General features: G+C 62.4%; 22 protein-coding genes. 20 read left to right on the top strand and 2 right to left on the bottom strand.

Annotation, left to right across the window (positions count from 1 at the left end; translation table 11 throughout):
- Positions 1-64 precede the first annotated feature (64 nt).
- On the bottom strand, positions 65-1234 hold the full coding sequence (locus K678_RS15070) for a site-specific integrase (protein ID WP_021133335.1): 1170 nt from the start codon (positions 1232-1234) through the stop codon (positions 65-67).
- Positions 1235-1246: 12 nt separating this feature from the next.
- Positions 1247-1417, bottom strand: a complete 171-nt coding sequence (locus tag K678_RS18790) for a hypothetical protein (protein WP_155804571.1) — start codon at positions 1415-1417, stop codon at positions 1247-1249.
- A 269-nt stretch (positions 1418-1686) separates the two neighbouring features.
- On the opposite strand from K678_RS18790, the gene K678_RS15065 reads away from it, so the two are divergent.
- The 20 genes from K678_RS15065 (at position 1687) to K678_RS18780 (ending at position 14920) form a co-directional block, all read left to right on the top strand.
- On the top strand, positions 1687-2184 hold the full coding sequence (locus K678_RS15065) for a hypothetical protein (RefSeq protein ID WP_155804570.1): 498 nt from the start codon (positions 1687-1689) through the stop codon (positions 2182-2184).
- 19 nt (positions 2185-2203) lie between these two features.
- Positions 2204-2440 (top strand): hypothetical protein, encoded by a 237-nt coding sequence (locus K678_RS15060; protein WP_021133333.1) that lies wholly within the window; start codon positions 2204-2206, stop codon positions 2438-2440.
- On the top strand, positions 2437-2682 hold the full coding sequence (locus tag K678_RS15055; protein ID WP_021133332.1) for a hypothetical protein: 246 nt from the start codon (positions 2437-2439) through the stop codon (positions 2680-2682). Before K678_RS15060 ends, K678_RS15055 begins: the two co-directional genes overlap by 4 nt.
- A 3-nt stretch (positions 2683-2685) precedes the next feature.
- Positions 2686-3054, top strand: coding sequence for a hypothetical protein (locus K678_RS19170; RefSeq protein ID WP_021133331.1), 369 nt, complete (start codon positions 2686-2688; stop codon positions 3052-3054).
- Positions 3055-3092: 38 nt separating this feature from the next.
- Positions 3093-3764, top strand: a complete 672-nt coding sequence (locus K678_RS18355) for a helix-turn-helix domain-containing protein (RefSeq protein ID WP_081673299.1) — start codon at positions 3093-3095, stop codon at positions 3762-3764.
- Position 3765: 1 nt separating this feature from the next.
- A complete protein-coding gene (locus K678_RS15040) occupies positions 3766-5565 on the top strand; it encodes a DnaB-like helicase C-terminal domain-containing protein (RefSeq protein ID WP_021133329.1) in 1800 nt (599 codons plus the stop codon).
- Between the two features lie 168 nt (positions 5566-5733).
- On the top strand, positions 5734-6105 hold the full coding sequence (locus K678_RS15035) for a hypothetical protein (protein ID WP_021133328.1): 372 nt from the start codon (positions 5734-5736) through the stop codon (positions 6103-6105).
- The gene (locus K678_RS19785) at positions 6102-6236 is read left to right on the top strand and encodes a hypothetical protein (RefSeq protein WP_269210529.1); all 135 of its coding nucleotides are present in this window, start codon (positions 6102-6104) and stop codon (positions 6234-6236) included. Before K678_RS15035 ends, K678_RS19785 begins: the two co-directional genes overlap by 4 nt.
- Position 6237: 1 nt before the next feature.
- On the top strand, positions 6238-7287 hold the full coding sequence (locus K678_RS15030) for a minor capsid protein (RefSeq protein WP_021133327.1): 1050 nt from the start codon (positions 6238-6240) through the stop codon (positions 7285-7287).
- A 1-nt stretch (position 7288) separates the two neighbouring features.
- On the top strand, positions 7289-8941 hold the full coding sequence (locus K678_RS15025; RefSeq protein ID WP_021133326.1) for a terminase large subunit domain-containing protein: 1653 nt from the start codon (positions 7289-7291) through the stop codon (positions 8939-8941).
- A 31-nt stretch (positions 8942-8972) separates the two neighbouring features.
- Positions 8973-10304 (top strand): hypothetical protein, encoded by a 1332-nt coding sequence (locus K678_RS15020; protein WP_021133325.1) that lies wholly within the window; start codon positions 8973-8975, stop codon positions 10302-10304.
- Positions 10301-10690, top strand: coding sequence for a hypothetical protein (locus tag K678_RS15015; RefSeq protein ID WP_021133324.1), 390 nt, complete (start codon positions 10301-10303; stop codon positions 10688-10690). Before K678_RS15020 ends, K678_RS15015 begins: the two co-directional genes overlap by 4 nt.
- 3 nt (positions 10691-10693) lie before the next feature.
- Positions 10694-11596, top strand: a complete 903-nt coding sequence (locus tag K678_RS15010) for a major capsid protein (RefSeq protein WP_021133323.1) — start codon at positions 10694-10696, stop codon at positions 11594-11596.
- A gap of 16 nt (positions 11597-11612) precedes the next feature.
- Positions 11613-12005 carry a hypothetical protein gene (locus K678_RS15005; protein WP_021133322.1) on the top strand — a complete coding sequence of 131 codons (393 nt, stop codon included), beginning with the start codon at positions 11613-11615 and terminating at the stop codon, positions 12003-12005.
- 182 nt (positions 12006-12187) lie between these two features.
- Positions 12188-12664 (top strand): DnaT-like ssDNA-binding protein, encoded by a 477-nt coding sequence (locus K678_RS17950; RefSeq protein WP_021133321.1) that lies wholly within the window; start codon positions 12188-12190, stop codon positions 12662-12664.
- On the top strand, positions 12664-13020 hold the full coding sequence (locus K678_RS14995) for a head-tail joining protein (RefSeq protein ID WP_021133320.1): 357 nt from the start codon (positions 12664-12666) through the stop codon (positions 13018-13020). The genes K678_RS17950 and K678_RS14995 overlap by 1 nt, the downstream gene beginning before the upstream one ends.
- Entirely contained in the window at positions 13020-13667 is a 648-nt protein-coding gene (locus tag K678_RS14990; RefSeq protein ID WP_021133319.1) for a hypothetical protein, read from the top strand. Before K678_RS14995 ends, K678_RS14990 begins: the two co-directional genes overlap by 1 nt.
- The gene (locus tag K678_RS18785; RefSeq protein WP_155804568.1) at positions 13664-13825 is read left to right on the top strand and encodes a hypothetical protein; all 162 of its coding nucleotides are present in this window, start codon (positions 13664-13666) and stop codon (positions 13823-13825) included. The genes K678_RS14990 and K678_RS18785 overlap by 4 nt, the downstream gene beginning before the upstream one ends.
- Positions 13822-14097, top strand: coding sequence for a hypothetical protein (locus K678_RS14985; RefSeq protein ID WP_021133318.1), 276 nt, complete (start codon positions 13822-13824; stop codon positions 14095-14097). The genes K678_RS18785 and K678_RS14985 overlap by 4 nt, the downstream gene beginning before the upstream one ends.
- A 166-nt stretch (positions 14098-14263) precedes the next feature.
- Positions 14264-14920 carry a hypothetical protein gene (locus K678_RS18780; RefSeq protein WP_155804567.1) on the top strand — a complete coding sequence of 219 codons (657 nt, stop codon included), beginning with the start codon at positions 14264-14266 and terminating at the stop codon, positions 14918-14920.
- The last annotated feature ends 245 nt before the right edge of the window (positions 14921-15165 follow it).

The raw sequence follows: 15165 nt of genomic DNA, 5'->3' as shown, positions 1-15165 counted from the left end.
AAAAGGGCTAAATTCCTCAACGAAATCAATGTTTTCTATACAGCGTGTTGCATCCGTGTTGCGTTCACACCTTGGAAGTCAACCCAGCCTCGATACCCGCCAATTCGGCCCCAGACGATGCCTCCGGGAGCGCGTGCGAGTAGATCTTCAAGGTGATGCTCGGATCGGCGTGCCCCAGGCGTCGCGACACCTCCGTCACCGGAACACCGGCATTCAGCAGGGCGGAAGCGTAATAGTGGCGGAGATGGTGGAAGTCCAGGCTCTCCAGTCCCTGGCGCTTCAGCATGGGACGCCACCAACGATTGCCGAAATTATCGTGGTCCAATGGCTCGTTCGCCGGTAGCGGCGCCGACTTGGGCGCCTCCCCTTTCTTGGGCTTGGCAGGCTTGCGTGGCGGATCGGTGAAGACGAAGCGATCAAGATCGCGGCCCGACGCCAAAAAGGCTTCCTTCAGCTTCGCCAGAAGCCCCACCGGCACCGGCACCCGGCGATGTCCCGAGGCTGTCTTCGGCTGGCCTATGCTTCCATCCTGTTCCGCCCGCTGTTCAACGGAGATCGTACCAGCGGCAAAATCCACATGACGCCACTGAAGTCCACGAAGCTCCCCTGCCCGGCATCCCGTTAAGACCGCCGCACGAATATACCGTGGGTAAGATCCTGGCAAATTATCGGCAGCCTCCAACAACTTTGAAATCTGCTCTTGTGAGGGGATGGAAACTTGGACCTTCTCCCGCGATCCCCGCTTCATCTTACGGCCGGAAAGCGGATTCTGGCCGATCAAGCGGGTATCCTTGGCCCAATTGAGCATGGTGCGCAGAGTGCCCGCGATCTTGCCTGCATTGGCGCCCGAAACACCCGCCGCAACCAAACGGAGCCGCATCGCATCGGCCACGGTAAAGCTGACGTCCGGCAGCAGCACTTCGGGGATGCCATTCTCTCCGGTGACATGGGCCAGCTTGGACTTTACATCAGCCAACGAGCGCCGCTCCATTTCGCCGGCCCCAACACGGGCCTCGCAATGCTTAAGATAATTCTCGATCGCCTCGCGGACTGTGACGGCCTGCGACGTGGGAACGTGGGTGCGCGCCACCACCTCGACCTTGGCCGTGGCCTCCCATGCCTTGGCCTCTCTCTGGGTCGCAAATTGACGGGCGCGGCGGGCTCCGGTCTGGTCCTTATAGTCGACCAGCCAGCGGATTTCGCCGCTCGGGAGGATTCGTTTCCGAACGCTCATGATAGCGCCCTCCTACTTCGAGGTACCCGGCCGGGTGAGCAGCACTCCGGCGTCTGAAAAGGTCTTCTCGACCTCATCAGGAATCGCAGGATCAAAGGTGAAGATCGTCACGGTGCCGTCGCCGTTGGCACGGGCGTAGGCTCCCACCTCATGGCCGCCATCCGGCAATTTGCGCTCCCACATGAAGGGGAACCTGGAGCGAAGCGTGTCCTTGCGGTTATCATTTGAGTCCTGAGCCATTGCGTGTTTCTCCGGCTGGCTTGGGTTCTGCCGCCGCCTCGGGTCGCATCCGGGGCGGCGGCTTCGTTTCCGCATCTGCGGAACCTGTGGGAAAGATTAGCACCGTCCCGGAAACCGATCAACGCATGTTCGCACACTCTTGCGAACTTTCCGCCTCGATGCTATATCTCCGTTCAACGACAATGGATTACAAAACGCTCAGGATACGGATCATGGCCAGAAGTGAGTTTTCCCAGGAGGAAGCGGCGAACCTCGCCAGCGCCGATGAGCGCAAATTTCGACAATGGGTAGATCGCCGGATGATCCTGCCAACCGCCGAAACGCGGTTTTACGGTCGCGGGAAGGCCAAACTGTTCGACACAAGCGAAATCGCAATCGCGCGGGTGCTGGGCAAGGCGGCCCGCTCCGGGATCGACATGGTCACCCAGACTCAGATTGCAGATTGGTTGCGCAGCCACTCGGGAGGGGACTTCTTCCAGCGCGCCAAGCGCGGCGAGCCGGTCTATGTGCGCCTCTGCGTGGCTGAAACCGGAGAGTGGTCGGGCGATTTCGCCTTGGCCCATACGCACGGCAAAGAATTGAAGATCCCCGTTACGCGCCCAATGGGGGATGAACCGGCGGACTTCATGATGATCTTTAATCTCAACGAAGTTTTTCAGGTTGTGGACGCTCTCTTCACTGAGGAAGAGACCAATACAGACACACCCTAAGACCGAATAGGGGTTTCAAATGTCAGCACTGAATGAGCGGGATTTTCCCGCAACGCCACCGGCTTGCCTTTCGCATGACCTATTGAGGGGAGCGGAAGAGATCGCGGAATTCATCTTCGGTGATCGTGGACAGCGCCGGAAGGTGTACCACCTGTGCGAGAAGTCGCGCATCCCAACGTTCAAACTTGGAAGCCTGCTCTGCGCACGCAAATCGACGCTCCTGCGTTGGATCGCCGAACAGGAGGGCTCGCTGTGACGTCCCGCGTCACACTCCCGCGCGGCGAACGGGATACCACCCCGGAACTGCGCCGTCTGGCCGCTGAAGGCCGTCTGCCGTGGCACGTCGCCGACGTTCTCTACCGCGAGCGCGTCCGTACTGCGGGTTGCGCTGCCCGGATGGGCCGCCGCTGGTTGCGGTTGGTTCCCGGCCTTGGCCCGATCGGTCTGGCCCGGCTGGAAGCCGTTCTGCACGACCTCGACCTGTCTCTGGCGACGTAGATCATGACCGCCGCCCTCGCCCCCGTCGCCGACCGCCTCCAGAAGCTGATTCCGCGTCTCGCATCGGATCACGACGGCGAAGTCTTGGCGACGGTCGCGGCGATCCGGCGGACGTTGGGCGGGGCAAATCTGACGTTGCACGACTTGGCGCGCGCCCTGGCTGCTGCCCCACCGCGCCACGAGGCGCGCCGCGAGATCGGCCTTGCCGCGATGCTCGACCGTCTACGCCGGGCCGGGGGGCTCCTGAACGTATGGGAGAGCCGCTTCGTTGCCGATCTTTCCGTTCGTGTCCAGCGAGGAAAGCGGCTGTCGCCCAAGCAGGCCGAAACTCTGCGGCGAATCTACGAAGAACGTATCGGGAGCAAACCGTGAGTATCGCGGCATCAAAGCTCGTGTGGGAACGCTCTCGCATGTCGGGCAGTGCCCTGGTGGTGCTGTTGGCCTTGGCTGACTTCGCTAACGACGAGCTGCACGCGTGGCCTTCCGTCCCCACCCTGGCACGGCTTGCCAGGATCAAAGAACGGCAAGCGCGAGTGATTATGCACGATTTGATTGAGGCCGGTGAGATTGCCGTGGTCGGAACCGGCCCGCGTGGCGTGATGGTCTACAGCATCATCTGCGCCTCTACCCCTGCACCCGAGTGCACCCCTGCACTGGAATGCACCCCTGCACCCGAGTGCACCCCTACCCCTGCACCACAGTACAGGGGTGAAGCGTCAACCCCTGCATTGGAGTGCACCTCACCCCTGCACCCCAGTGCACCCAAACCATCAATGAACCAAAAAACAAAAACAGACGGTCTGATCGATCGAGCCTTTGAAGCGTTCTGGTCGGCCTATCCCAGTCGCGGCCCCCACGGCAACCCGCGCAAGCCGGCGGCGAAGCTGTTCGCGGCAGCGATCAAGAACGGTGCCGATCCAGACGCGATCATTCGGGGCGCCGAGAACTATGCGGCCACCGTGGCGCAAGCTCGCACGGACCCGAAATACGTGGCCCAGGCGACAACCTGGCTGAACCAAGAACGGTGGACGGACCACCAGCAAGCGCCGATCGCGGCGCGGCAAGATGACGGGTGGTGCTGATATGAGCCTTTCGGAACGCCTCCTCGAACACGGCATCCGCCTCCCCCGCTACACCCAGGGCGACGCGAAGATCCGCTGCCCTCAGTGCAGCCATACCCGCAAGCACAAGGCGGACCCCTGCCTGTCGGTGACGCTGGACACGGAAGGCGGGGCCGTCTGGAAGTGCCACAACTGCGGTTGGAGCGGTGGCGTGGGTGCCCACGATCATGACGACTACGCCCCGCGTCCCCGTTCCCGGACGAAGCCCAAGCCTGTCAAGCCCGCGTTCACCCCGAATGCCCTCCCCGAAGGCGTGATCGGATGGTTCGGCAAGCGCGGCATCAGCCCGGCGACCCTCGACGCGGCGGGTGTCTCCTATGTCAAAACCTGGATGCCCGGTTGTGACCAAGGCGCCACCATCGGGGCCATCGCCTTCCCTTATCGTCGTGGCGGCGAGGTGGTGAACGTCAAGTATCGGACCAGCGACAAGCGGTTCAAGCAAGAGAAGGGGGCCGAAAAGGTCTTCTACGGCATCGACCACATCGCAGGATGCAAGGAAATCTTGATCGTAGAGGGCGAAATTGACGCCCTGTCCCTGCGGGAAGCTGGGTTCAGCAATGTCTTGTCGGTGCCCGATGGTGCCCCGCAACAGGTCCGGGATGGCGAGATCGATCCCGACGAAGACGCCAAGTTCGAGTACGTGTGGAACTGCCGCGATGAACTGGCCAGCGTCGAGAAGATCATCCTCGCCACCGATGCAGACGCCCCAGGCCGTGCCCTGGCCGAAGAATTGGCCCGGCGGTTGGGGCGGGAACGGTGCTGGCGCGTTGATTGGCCGACAGCGAACGACGCTCAGAGGAAGGACGCAAACGAGGTTCTGGTGGGCGACGGCGCCGACGTGTTGCGCGAGTGCATCGCCTCCGCGCGCCCCTGGCCGATCCGCTCCCTTCATGATGCAGACGACTTCCGTGACGAGGTTTTCAACCTGTTTCGGCACGGACGCCAGCGGGCGCACTCGACCGGATTTCGCTCGCTCGACACCTTCTTGACCATCCGGCCCGGCGAACTGTCCGTCGTCACCGGTGTCCCGAACAGCGGCAAATCGGAGTTCATCGACGCGGTGATGGTCAATTTGGCCCTCACCCATGGGTGGCGGTTCGCGGTGTGCAGCTTCGAAAACCCACCAGACGAACACCTGTCAAAGTTGGTCGAGAAGCACATCGGCACCCCGTTCTGGAGCGGCCCTCGTCCACGCATGACCGAGGCGGACCTGTCCCGCTCCCTGGACTGGGTACAAGAGCATTTCACCTTCATCAGGGCCGACGATGAAAGTCCCACTCTGGACTGGGTACTCGAAACCGCTGCTGCCGCCGTCATGCGCTACGGCATCAAAGGGCTTGCCCTCGACCCCTGGAACGAACTCGAACACCGCCGCCCCTCGAACATGACCGAGACCGAGTACGTTTCGGCCTGCCTGTCGAAGGTCAAGCGGTTCGCGGCACAACGAGGTGTCCACGTCTGGTTCGTGGCCCATCCGGCAAAGATGCTGCGGGAATCGGGCAAGCTCCCGGTTCCAACCCTCTACGACATCAGCGGTTCGGCCAATTGGGCGAACAAGGCTGACCTTGGGGTGGTCGTGCATCGCGTCACCGACGCAGCAACCCCACAGACTGAGATCTTCATCCGCAAGTGCCGGCACAAGTCGGTGGGCAAGATCGGTTCCGCTGTCCTGGCCTACGACCCGGCGACCGGCCGCTATTCCGACCTTCCGGCCCCGCTTCCTGCCCAACCGGCCCGGCATTGGAGCGAGCGCGATGAATAGGAAATACGGTCGGGGGACCAGTGCGTTCCCCCTCTGGTTGTGCCCCGGTTGGAAGGCCCGAACCTCTGACCGTCAGGCTTCAAGCCTGAATGGCACGAAATACGCATTTATTTTCAATGACTTGAAGACACGTGTTGCATCCGTGTTGCGCGGGCGGAGGTGCCACAAATGACCAACGATCCGGCTGGGATGGATATGCCATCCACACTGGTCATCGGCGGAAAGGCCGTGGATGGCCGCACGACCGAGGCCCGGCGGTACAAGGCAATTTGCGCCGACTTGGCAACCGACCTTGGCGCAACCCCATCCACGGCAGAGTGGGCGCTGATCCAACGGGCCGCCGGCCTGATGATCCAAAGCGAACGCATCGAATGCGCCATCGCCACGGGTGGCACGGCGGACGTTGACGTGTACTGCAAGCTCGTCAACAGCCTTGGCCGCGTCCTCACCCAGCTTGGCACGAAGCGCCGCGCAAAGGACATCACGCCCGGGAAGACCATCGACGCGCACGCGGCCGTCATCCTGGGGGACGAGCCATGACCGCCCCCCGCTGGCTGCGCCGCGTCGATTGGCCCGGCCTGGGAGTGGATGCCGTCATGGTGGCGATGACCGCCTTCCTTGCCCCATCCCTAGCCACCGCCCTCTTCATCATCCTGGCCGCCCGGAGGTGACATGCTGACCCCCGATGACATCCTCTTGCGCCATGCTCTCCGCCTTGACGGCTTGGCCGGGCATACCTTGGCCCTGATCGCCGCCGACATCGCCGCCGCCTTGGAGACGGTCGAAGCCGAGATCCGCCGCCGGGCGCCGGATGACGCCCCCTTCAGTCTGGCCCGCCTCCTGGCTTTGCGGGTTGAGCTTCTGACCCTGCAACGCGCCCTTGGCGAGGCCGTGGAAGGCCGGATCGCCGATGCTCTGGCCGCCACCATCGAAACCACGTCCCCCGCTGTGGCCGGTGCCCTGAAGGCGCTGGAACCACTCGCCGTGCAAGCCGGCGCTGCATCGTTCACCGTCCGGTTCATCGACGTAGACCCCCAGCTTCTCGCCAAGGCGGCCGATGTGCCGCATGACGGTATGTCGTGGACCCGCTGGGGCCGCAAGCTCGCCGACGATGTGATGAATCGCGTCACATCCGAGCTTCGGCAGGGTGCCAGTTTGGGCGAAACCTTCCCCCAGCTTCGGAAGCGCCTGGAGGTGGTGGACGAGATGGGCCGCACCAGCGCCGAACGGCTGGCCCGCACGGCGATCAACGCGACCGGCAACCGCGCCCGGATGGCAGTCTACGAGGCAAACAGCGGCCCCGATGGGGTGGTGAAGGGCTGGCGATTCTTGGCGACCCTCGACAGCCGCACCTCGCGCCAATGCTCCGCCCTATCGGGCAGCGCGTGGCGTTTTGATGATCCCAACGCCCCGCGACCACCCCGGCACCCCTCATGCCGTTCCGTCGCCCTGCCGCTGCTGCGGACCTTCCGCGAGATGGGAATCGACCTGGACGAGGCCCCGACCGGGGAGCAGGCATCCCAGTTCGGCCCGGTGTCGGCGGACTTGTCCTATGAGCAATGGCTTCGCCGACAGTCCGCCGCGTTCCAGAAGGAAGTTCTCGGGGACACCCGTTATCGCGCCTGGAAGAACGGCCTGCCCCTGACGGCATTCGCCACCTACGACGCGCCGCTGTCTATTGAGGCGCTTCGGCGCCTGTATCCGACCGAAATGGGGGCCTGAGATGGCAAAAACCGACCTGAAATCCCGAATTTCGGCATGGCGGAACGGCTCCGAAGGCTTCTTCCGGTGGATTTCGGATACGAAGCCCCAGATTCCATCCGAGAAGGGCGGATATGAGCCCTACGTCCTGCCCAATGAGGAGGTAAAGGAGGCGATCCGGCAGGCCCTCGATGGTGGTTTCGCCACGGTTGTGCTTTGCTGGCCGAGACGGCACGGCAAAACGGTTGTAAGCGCATTGATTGTGGTCTGGCGCTTTTTGACGCGCAAGACGCAGACCGTCGCCATCGTGGCGAACAGCGAACGGCAAAGCGTTGATACCGCGTTCAAATTGGCCAAGACAATCATCGAGCAAACACCCTATTCCAAGCTCCTGGTAGACGAAGGCTCGATCAAGGTCGGTGCCGACAGCATCGCCTATGAAGCCTTGGGCAACATCATCCAAGGATTCCCGGCGAACGCGGCTTCGCTTTACGGAAAGAAGCTGTCGGTGGCTCAGGTTTCGGAACTTCATGCTGCCCGCACTGACACGGTTTACCAGACGCTCGCCTCCAGCACGATCGATACCGAAGACGGCTTGGTTCTGGTGGACTCGACCACGGGTTCGCGGTCTTCGCCTTTGTTCACCCTGGCACAGGTGGCGGAGCGCGGCGCCGATCCGTCGCTGTTGTTCAGCCACATCCAATACCGCGACCTTGAAGACGCCATCGCCCGTGGCCCCCGCTGGATCGCCCCGGCCAAGCTGCGGAGCCGGGCGGCGCAGATGCTGCCGGCCGAGTTCGCGCAACAGCACCTCAACCAGTGGACCGCCGCGTCATCGGCTCTGTTCCCGGCTGAACTGATCGAAAAATGCCGGGAGAGCTACGCCATTGATGTTCCGACCCTGGTGAACGGCGCGGCCTACGCGGTGGGCGGCGGGCTGGATCGTGCTTACGGCTTCAGCTTGCACGGTGATTGCACGGTGACGACCGCGACCTTGAAGACGCTAATCGGGGAGGAAGAACACTTCTACGTCCTGGCCTCGGACGCCATCACCTTCAGTTCGGCGGCTGGCATCAAAAGAGCATTCACGAAATACGCTCAAAGCTTCGGCATGTCGCGGGCGGGAATCGAGAGCTACAACGCCCAAGACATCGCGGCATGGTGCGGCGAACAGACATTTGACCATGAGCTTGTGTCCGCCACCCGTGAGCGGCAAGCCAGTGCCTTCACCGCTGTCTACAATGCGGCGAGCGAGGGGAGGTTGCACATCCACCCAGCGTTCGAGCGATTGTTGGCCGAGATGGCCGTCTTCGAATACCGCCTGGAATCGACCGGCACCAGCAAGGGCAGCATCCCCGTGTTCGAGGCGGCGAAGGGGCTGCATGACGATCACGTTTACAGCCTCGCTTGGTCGATTTTCGCCCTCCGCGACATCGAACTGAACCCCTACGAGGTGGTGGGGCTGCACTGCGACGCCATCGGCCCGGCGGCTTCGCTCTGCGTCCTGAACGGAGGAAGCATAGTGCCAATGTGCGCAGACCAGTGCAAATCAATGACAAACGTTACCGATCTATACAATAAATATCGGCAAAGAGCGGGATGCGCCCCAATCTCGTTTAATGAGTTCTTCTCATTGAAGGTGACAAACATTGGAAGCCACACGGTGAGTCGTTGATATTTACTTCGGCATCCCGTATTCTCTTGACATGGGCTTCTTCTCTGGCAAGTCGGGCGCAGACCCCTTCCTGTCTCTCGTCAAGGCGTCATCGGCGCGCAAGGCGAAGGCCGAGCTTTGGCTGAAATACTATCGTGACAATCAGGCGGAAGACCTGCTGGCGCTGATCCGGCGCCGTTGGTCCCGGCCAGAAGATTTCCGCCTGTTCCAAATCAATCTTGTGCGGAAGATCACCAACAAACGGGCCATGGTCTACAAGTCGCCTCCCGTCCGGTCCTTCGACGGCTGGGACCAAGCGGCCGGCGAGGCGCTGTACCGGGAAATCGGCGCCAACCTGACGTTGAAGAAGGCCAACCGGCTGACAAAGCTGCTGAAGACGACCGCCTTGCAAGTCGGTTGGAACGGCGCACGGCCGACCCTGGCCGTGGTCACGCCCAACATCTTGGACGTGGTGGCCGACGATCCCGAGGCCCCATCCCGGATCATCGTCACGCACCCCGGCGCCAACGATGCCGACACGATCTATTCGGACTGGACGGCCACCAGCTACCAGCGCAGGGACTGGCGCGGCAACGTCCTGCCGCTGGCGGGGAATCCCGATGGCGTGAACCCCTATGGCGTTCTGCCCTTCGTCGCGCTGTTCGATGAGGCCCCGGACGATGCGTTCTTCCTGCCCGGCGGCGACGATCTGATCGAGGCGCAACAGGCGGTGAACGTCGCGCTCGCCAACCTGTGGCGGGCGATCGAGCTTCAGGCACACGGTCAGGCGTGGGCGGCCGGCGTTCCGGTTGGTGACACCATCAAGATCGGCCCGGATCGTGCCGTCACTCTGCCCAGCGACGGCAAATTCGGGTTCGCGGCGCCGAACGCTCCCATCGAGGAGGTGCTGAAGGCCGTCGAGTTCGTCATCAAACAAACTGCCGTGGCGAACGACCTGGCCGCCAACGTGTTCGAGTTGGACGCCAAGGCCGAGTCCGGTGCGGCGAAGGAGGCGGAGAACCGCGACCTTCTGGAGGCACGGCAAGACGACGTGGAACTGTGGCGCGTCTACGAGGCCCGCCTGTTCGAGGTGCTGAAGGCGGTGGTGAACACCCACCAGCCCGGCACCATCCCCGAATCCGCCGCCCTGCGAACCGACTTCGGCGAGATCGGCACGTCCATGTCCGAGGCGGAACGCCTCGACGCCTACCAGCGGCGCCTTGATCTGGGCATCTGGTCCCCGGTCGATGCCATGTTGGCCGACAACCCCGACATCCGCACGCGCGGAGACGCCCTGGCCGAACTGGCCCGGCGCCGCGACGAAACCGCAACTCTGGGGGTTGGCGGCTTCGCCGGCCCCACCTTCCCGGGAACCCAGCAATGACCGATACCCCGGCCCCGGCGCCCGATAGCGCCGTTCCCGCTCCCGCCGCCAGCGACAAGGCGGAACACATGATCCCGAAGGCTCGTCTGGACGAAGAAGTTGGCAAGCGCCGTGCGCTCGAAACCGAGTTGTCCGCCGTCGCCGACGCCTTCTTGTCCGAGGTGCCCGAGGCGTTGAAGCCGCTGATCCCGGATGGGCTGTCCCCGGCCGACAAGATCAAGTGGTTCCAGAAGGCCAAGGGCACGGGCGTTTTCGGTGGCGGAGCCGGCACGGTGAACGTGCCCGAGACCGACACCGGCAAGCCCAAGACGACGCCCCGCGAGATCGATCTGTCCACCCTGCCGCCGGCCGCGAAGCTCGCCGCCGGCTATGCGCGAAAGGCGTAAGCCATGCTCACCTTGCTCGAATGGGCCAAGCTCAATCCGTCGCCCCTGGTTCAGGGCGTGGTCGAGATCTTCGCCCGAGAAAATCCCGTTCTGCTGAACCTGCCGTTCGAGAACATCAACGGCCCGGCCTATGTCTATAACCGCGAGGGCACCCTTCCGGGTGTGGCCTTCCGTGGCATCGGCGAAAGCTACAGCGAAAGCACTGGCATTGTTAATCCGCAGGTCGAGGCGCTGAAGATCTGCGGCGGCGATTCCGACTACGACACCTTCCTGGTTTCGACCGGCACCGGCACCAACGACGCTCGCGCGGTGCATGACGGCCTGAAGTCCAAGGCCCTGGCCCTGCGGTGGGCGAAGACCTTCTTCGACGGCAACAGCGAGGCGGACCCGCGCGAGTTCGACGGCCTGAACCGGCGCCTGACCGGCGGGCAGCATATCCAGCTTGCGACCGGCGGCGCCACCCTGACCCTGGCGAAGGTCAATGAACTGATCGACGCCATCCAGGGCACCCCGAGCCTTCTCCTGATGAACAAGACACTCCGGCGCAAGGTCACCGACCTTGCCGCCGGCACCGCCGCCGTGACGATGACGGTGGACCAGTTGGGCCGTCCCCTCACCGCCTATGCCGGCATCCCGATCGGGATCGTCGAGGACGACGACGAGGGCAACGCCATTCTCGGCTTCGACGAAGACGATGGGTCAGGCAACCTCGACACCGCCAGCATTTACGCGGTGAAGTTCGACATGGGCAGCTTCCACGGCATTCAGACCGCCCCGGTGGACGTGCGCGACCTTGGCGAACTGCCCAACAAGCCGGCCTTCCGTACCCGGGTCGAGTGGTTCGCGGCCATGGTGCTGAAGCACCCCAAGGCGGCGGCCCGCCTGTCCCGCATCAACAACGCGTAAGGGAGGGGAACATCATATGGTTGCCATCCGCACCTTCGACTCCGCCCTGGTGTTGCGTGCCCCCTCCGATGGGGCCGAAACCAGCACCGCCGCCGAAACAGGCATCGCCTTCGACGCCGACAAGTTCGGCTCGTTCGCCGCTGTGGTGCATGTCACCGCCATCGACCGCACGACCGGCGACGAACAGGCCGTGTTCAGCATCGAGGCCGACACCGCCAGCGGGTTTTCCTCGCCGGTGGCCGTCGCCACCCTGCCGGCCGTTACCGCCACGGGGACTTACGAAATCCCGCTGTCCGGGCGGCTGATCGAGCAGCACGAACTCGGCGCCACGCATCTTCGCATCAAGGCCACGCTGTCGGGCACGACCCCCAGCGTGACCTATGGCGCCTATTTGGCTCCGGTGGGATGACCACGGAGACGGCCCCTGCCGCCGGGGCGAGCTACGGCTCACAGGGCGGAGCGGTGTCAGTCGGGTAGTGACCGCGCCCCAACAAACCCCGACAGCCGAAGGCGGTGCGACCTTCTCGCCGCGCGGACGGCAAAGGGGCGCTGGCGGAGCCGGCGCCCCCCCTTTCCCCCCAGAGGTGACCAATGGCCTTGATCCTCGCCACCGACACCTTCGTTTCCGTCGAAGACGCCGACGCCTACTTCGCCGGCCGGCTCTATGCCTCGACCTGGGAAGACGCGGACACCGAGGACCGCGAGAAGGCCCTTCGCATGGCCGCCGGCATCCTCGACCGCGAAGCCTATCTCGGCGCCATCACCTCGACCACCCAAGCCCTTTCCTGGCCCCGACAGGGCGTCTACGACGCCGAAGGCCGGGCGATCGGAAACACCACCATCCCTTCGGCGATTCAGGCGGCACAGTGCGAACTGGCCTTGCGGCTTCTGTCCGAGGATCTGACGGAGGATGACAGCAACAAGGGAGTTCAGGCAATTCAGGCCGGTTCCGTCCGCCTCGAATACGATGGCTGCGCCCCGGCGAAGACCCTGCCCGACACCGTGCGGGCGCTGCTGAAGCCCTTCCTCAAATCGGAAGACGGGTCATCGGCCCGGCTGGTGTTCTGATGGCCTCGCCCCTTCAGGGCGGCATCGCCAAAACCATCGGCAAGGCCCTGGCGGGGGTGATGCTACCCATCACATTGAACCGCGTCAGTGGGGGCCAATATGATCCCGGAACAGGCGGTGTGACCCCAGGGGTCACAAAGACCTTCAAGGCTAAGGGGCTGGTTGAGGATTGGGGCGCATATTACTTGGCGAACCAATTGGTCGCCGCCGGAGATCGCCGCGTCTCGATTATGGCAACCACCCTGAAGACCACTCCAGCCCCCGGCGACACGGTGACGTCAGACGGGCAGACCTGGAACGTCATCGCAGTGCAGAGCGACCCCGCGAAGGCCGTGTGGGTGTTGCAGGTGCGGTGATGATGGTTCCGGTTCGCCGCTGCCCAATCCTTAAAACGGATAGCCCCCTGGCCCGTAGGATCAAATCCGTCATCGCGGCATCGTGTTTCAATAATATTCGCGCGGCAGAGATCGCCGCCGGCCTCCCGCTTCAGGCACTTACCGTTTTTCAAAACAAACCACTGCGCCTTTCGCCTGAGCGGCGCCGTCTGGTGATGGAATCCCTTGAGCGGCTGGTCGATCTGCGGGTTTCCGAAATTGCCGCCCTTGCCGGCATCCTTCCATCGGGCGAGGTGGCCGGGGCCGACGCACCGCGGGGCATTGAAGGATTAACTGATCATCAGGCCACTGCGGCGAAGGCCTTCCGTTCTCTGGTGGGCCGCCGCCCCTGGCCGGGCCTGAACCCTGATCGGCCAACATGGGTGACGTGGGGCACCGATCTGCGCCGGGCCTGGCTGGCCCTGCGATCGGCCGATGCTCCCTTCGCCGCAGCACACGGCAAAGGCCAGCAACCAAGCTTCACCGTCTGGCGCTTGGTCATCGAGGGAGATAAGCCGGGCTGGTCCCGGCCGGACGGGGATGAGTATCTGGCTGCACTGGAGCGTCTGGCCCTGTCCGCCGGCCTTGATGCCCTGGCCGCCCATTTCCTCGAACAGGGGAAGACATGATCCCCGAGCCCCCGCGTGTCGTAGTCACCCAGGACGATCGAGGCGCGCCGATCATCATGACGGTCTACGCCGGGGCCGACCGGCTGGTGGTGGTCCCCCTATCCCATGACCGCGCCATCGCCCTTGCTGCTGACCTGTTGGAAAAGGTGCGGCAATGACGGACACCTTGCCCGTGAGCGTCGAGGTGTTGGGGATCGAGCGAGTCAATCGCGGCGCCCTGGCGGCCTTGGCGGTGGTTGAGATCGTCTTTGATGGTGTGCCGGTACGCCTTCAGGGCGTTCAGCTCCGCCGCAAGCCGGGTGGGGGCCTCACGGTTGAAGCGCCCTGTTTCCGCGCTGGTGACGGGCGATGGTTACCGGCCGTCGTGCTGCCGCCGGAGATCGGGCAGGCCATCGCCGACGCAGCTGGAAACGCAGAGGGATGGTCATAACGGTCACCCCTGCAAGGACATGATGACCTTGCACATGGCCGGGGTTCCTGCGAACGCAAAGGGACCGGGATCATCCGCCCTCTACCAATTTTCTACCCGTTAGTTGTGACGCAGTGTAGACTAAAAACCTTCGGAAAGCATTCTTATCTCAATGGAGCCTCAATATATGAAGATAGCGCCTATTGCCATTGTTCTTCTCGGGCTGTCTATAGGAGGGTGTGCTACATCAAACATTAGCTACGATCCTCCTGCGCAGAGAAGCGTTGTTAACAAAATAGATATCAATGAACCGTTCGACGTTGTCTGGGACAGGCTTGTCAGAAAACTGTCCGAGGATTTCTTTGTTATAAATAACATTGAAAAGTCATCAAAGATTATCAATGTTTCTTTTTCATCGAGCCAGCCATATCAATTTGTTGACTGCGGCTTTACTACCAGAACATTTGAGAACGTCAGAGGAAAGCAAACATTCTCGTACAAAGCAGCCGACTCATCATCTTACATTACTACAGGAAATGGTAACATTGCCTTCAGAGTTTCTAGGTCAACAAAATTAGAAGGTAGATCAAACATATACGTTTCACCGGTTGACGCAACAAAAACATCAGTATCAATAAATACGAAGTATGTTTTCTCTGTAAAACTAAATTTACTAACACTCGACGGAGCACCAGGAGGATCTATACCAGATCAGACTGTCGATTTCACCACCAAAGACCCCGGAACATTCCATTTAGTTGATCAAAATCAACCGGCGGTAAAATGTTCAGCCAATGGAGTCCTTGAAGATAAAATTCTCAGATATGTTCGCGGCGAAAATTAACCTAGCCTTATTCGAGGAGATATTGGGGGGGGGCGGGGATCAGCCCCAGCCCTTCGCTTCCACCCAAGCATGAACAACGAGCGAACACCCCGGCCGATCCGTGTTGCGTTCGTGTTGCACGGAACGGCCGGGAGGGGTTAGTAAAGCGTTGATAATGCTTGGGAATGTTATGAGCGACGCTCATGAAGCCGCAACACGAAAAAGGCCACCCGAAGGTGGCCTAGATCATTGATTTCACCGAGGAA

Origin of the sequence: Magnetospirillum fulvum MGU-K5 (genome assembly GCF_000442515.1) — a bacterium.
Lineage (GTDB): Bacteria > Pseudomonadota > Alphaproteobacteria > Rhodospirillales > Magnetospirillaceae > Phaeospirillum > Phaeospirillum fulvum_B.
Note: the sequence above shows the minus strand (reverse complement) of the source record. Positions and strands in the feature narration are given on the sequence as shown.

Bases quoted from the DNA above. Each gene is read 5' to 3' on its own strand.
- K678_RS15070 (WP_021133335.1), bottom strand. From the start codon at position 1,234: ATGAGCGTTCGGAAACGAATCCTCCCGAGCGGCGAAATCCGCTGGCTG.
- K678_RS18790 (WP_155804571.1), bottom strand. From the start codon at position 1,417: ATGTGGGAGCGCAAATTGCCGGATGGCGGCCATGAGGTGGGAGCCTAC.
- K678_RS15065 (WP_155804570.1), top strand. From the start codon at position 1,687: ATGGCCAGAAGTGAGTTTTCCCAGGAGGAAGCGGCGAACCTCGCCAGC.
- K678_RS15060 (WP_021133333.1), top strand. From the start codon at position 2,204: ATGTCAGCACTGAATGAGCGGGATTTTCCCGCAACGCCACCGGCTTGC.
- K678_RS19170 (WP_021133331.1), top strand. From the start codon at position 2,686: ATGACCGCCGCCCTCGCCCCCGTCGCCGACCGCCTCCAGAAGCTGATT.
- K678_RS18355 (WP_081673299.1), top strand. From the start codon at position 3,093: ATGTCGGGCAGTGCCCTGGTGGTGCTGTTGGCCTTGGCTGACTTCGCT.
- K678_RS15040 (WP_021133329.1), top strand. From the start codon at position 3,766: ATGAGCCTTTCGGAACGCCTCCTCGAACACGGCATCCGCCTCCCCCGC.
- K678_RS15035 (WP_021133328.1), top strand. From the start codon at position 5,734: ATGACCAACGATCCGGCTGGGATGGATATGCCATCCACACTGGTCATC.
- K678_RS19785 (WP_269210529.1), top strand. From the start codon at position 6,102: ATGACCGCCCCCCGCTGGCTGCGCCGCGTCGATTGGCCCGGCCTGGGA.
- K678_RS15030 (WP_021133327.1), top strand. From the start codon at position 6,238: ATGCTGACCCCCGATGACATCCTCTTGCGCCATGCTCTCCGCCTTGAC.
- K678_RS15025 (WP_021133326.1), top strand. From the start codon at position 7,289: ATGGCAAAAACCGACCTGAAATCCCGAATTTCGGCATGGCGGAACGGC.
- K678_RS15020 (WP_021133325.1), top strand. From the start codon at position 8,973: ATGGGCTTCTTCTCTGGCAAGTCGGGCGCAGACCCCTTCCTGTCTCTC.
- K678_RS15015 (WP_021133324.1), top strand. From the start codon at position 10,301: ATGACCGATACCCCGGCCCCGGCGCCCGATAGCGCCGTTCCCGCTCCC.
- K678_RS15010 (WP_021133323.1), top strand. From the start codon at position 10,694: ATGCTCACCTTGCTCGAATGGGCCAAGCTCAATCCGTCGCCCCTGGTT.
- K678_RS15005 (WP_021133322.1), top strand. From the start codon at position 11,613: ATGGTTGCCATCCGCACCTTCGACTCCGCCCTGGTGTTGCGTGCCCCC.
- K678_RS17950 (WP_021133321.1), top strand. From the start codon at position 12,188: ATGGCCTTGATCCTCGCCACCGACACCTTCGTTTCCGTCGAAGACGCC.
- K678_RS14995 (WP_021133320.1), top strand. From the start codon at position 12,664: ATGGCCTCGCCCCTTCAGGGCGGCATCGCCAAAACCATCGGCAAGGCC.
- K678_RS14990 (WP_021133319.1), top strand. From the start codon at position 13,020: ATGATGGTTCCGGTTCGCCGCTGCCCAATCCTTAAAACGGATAGCCCC.
- K678_RS18785 (WP_155804568.1), top strand. From the start codon at position 13,664: ATGATCCCCGAGCCCCCGCGTGTCGTAGTCACCCAGGACGATCGAGGC.
- K678_RS14985 (WP_021133318.1), top strand. From the start codon at position 13,822: ATGACGGACACCTTGCCCGTGAGCGTCGAGGTGTTGGGGATCGAGCGA.
- K678_RS18780 (WP_155804567.1), top strand. From the start codon at position 14,264: ATGAAGATAGCGCCTATTGCCATTGTTCTTCTCGGGCTGTCTATAGGA.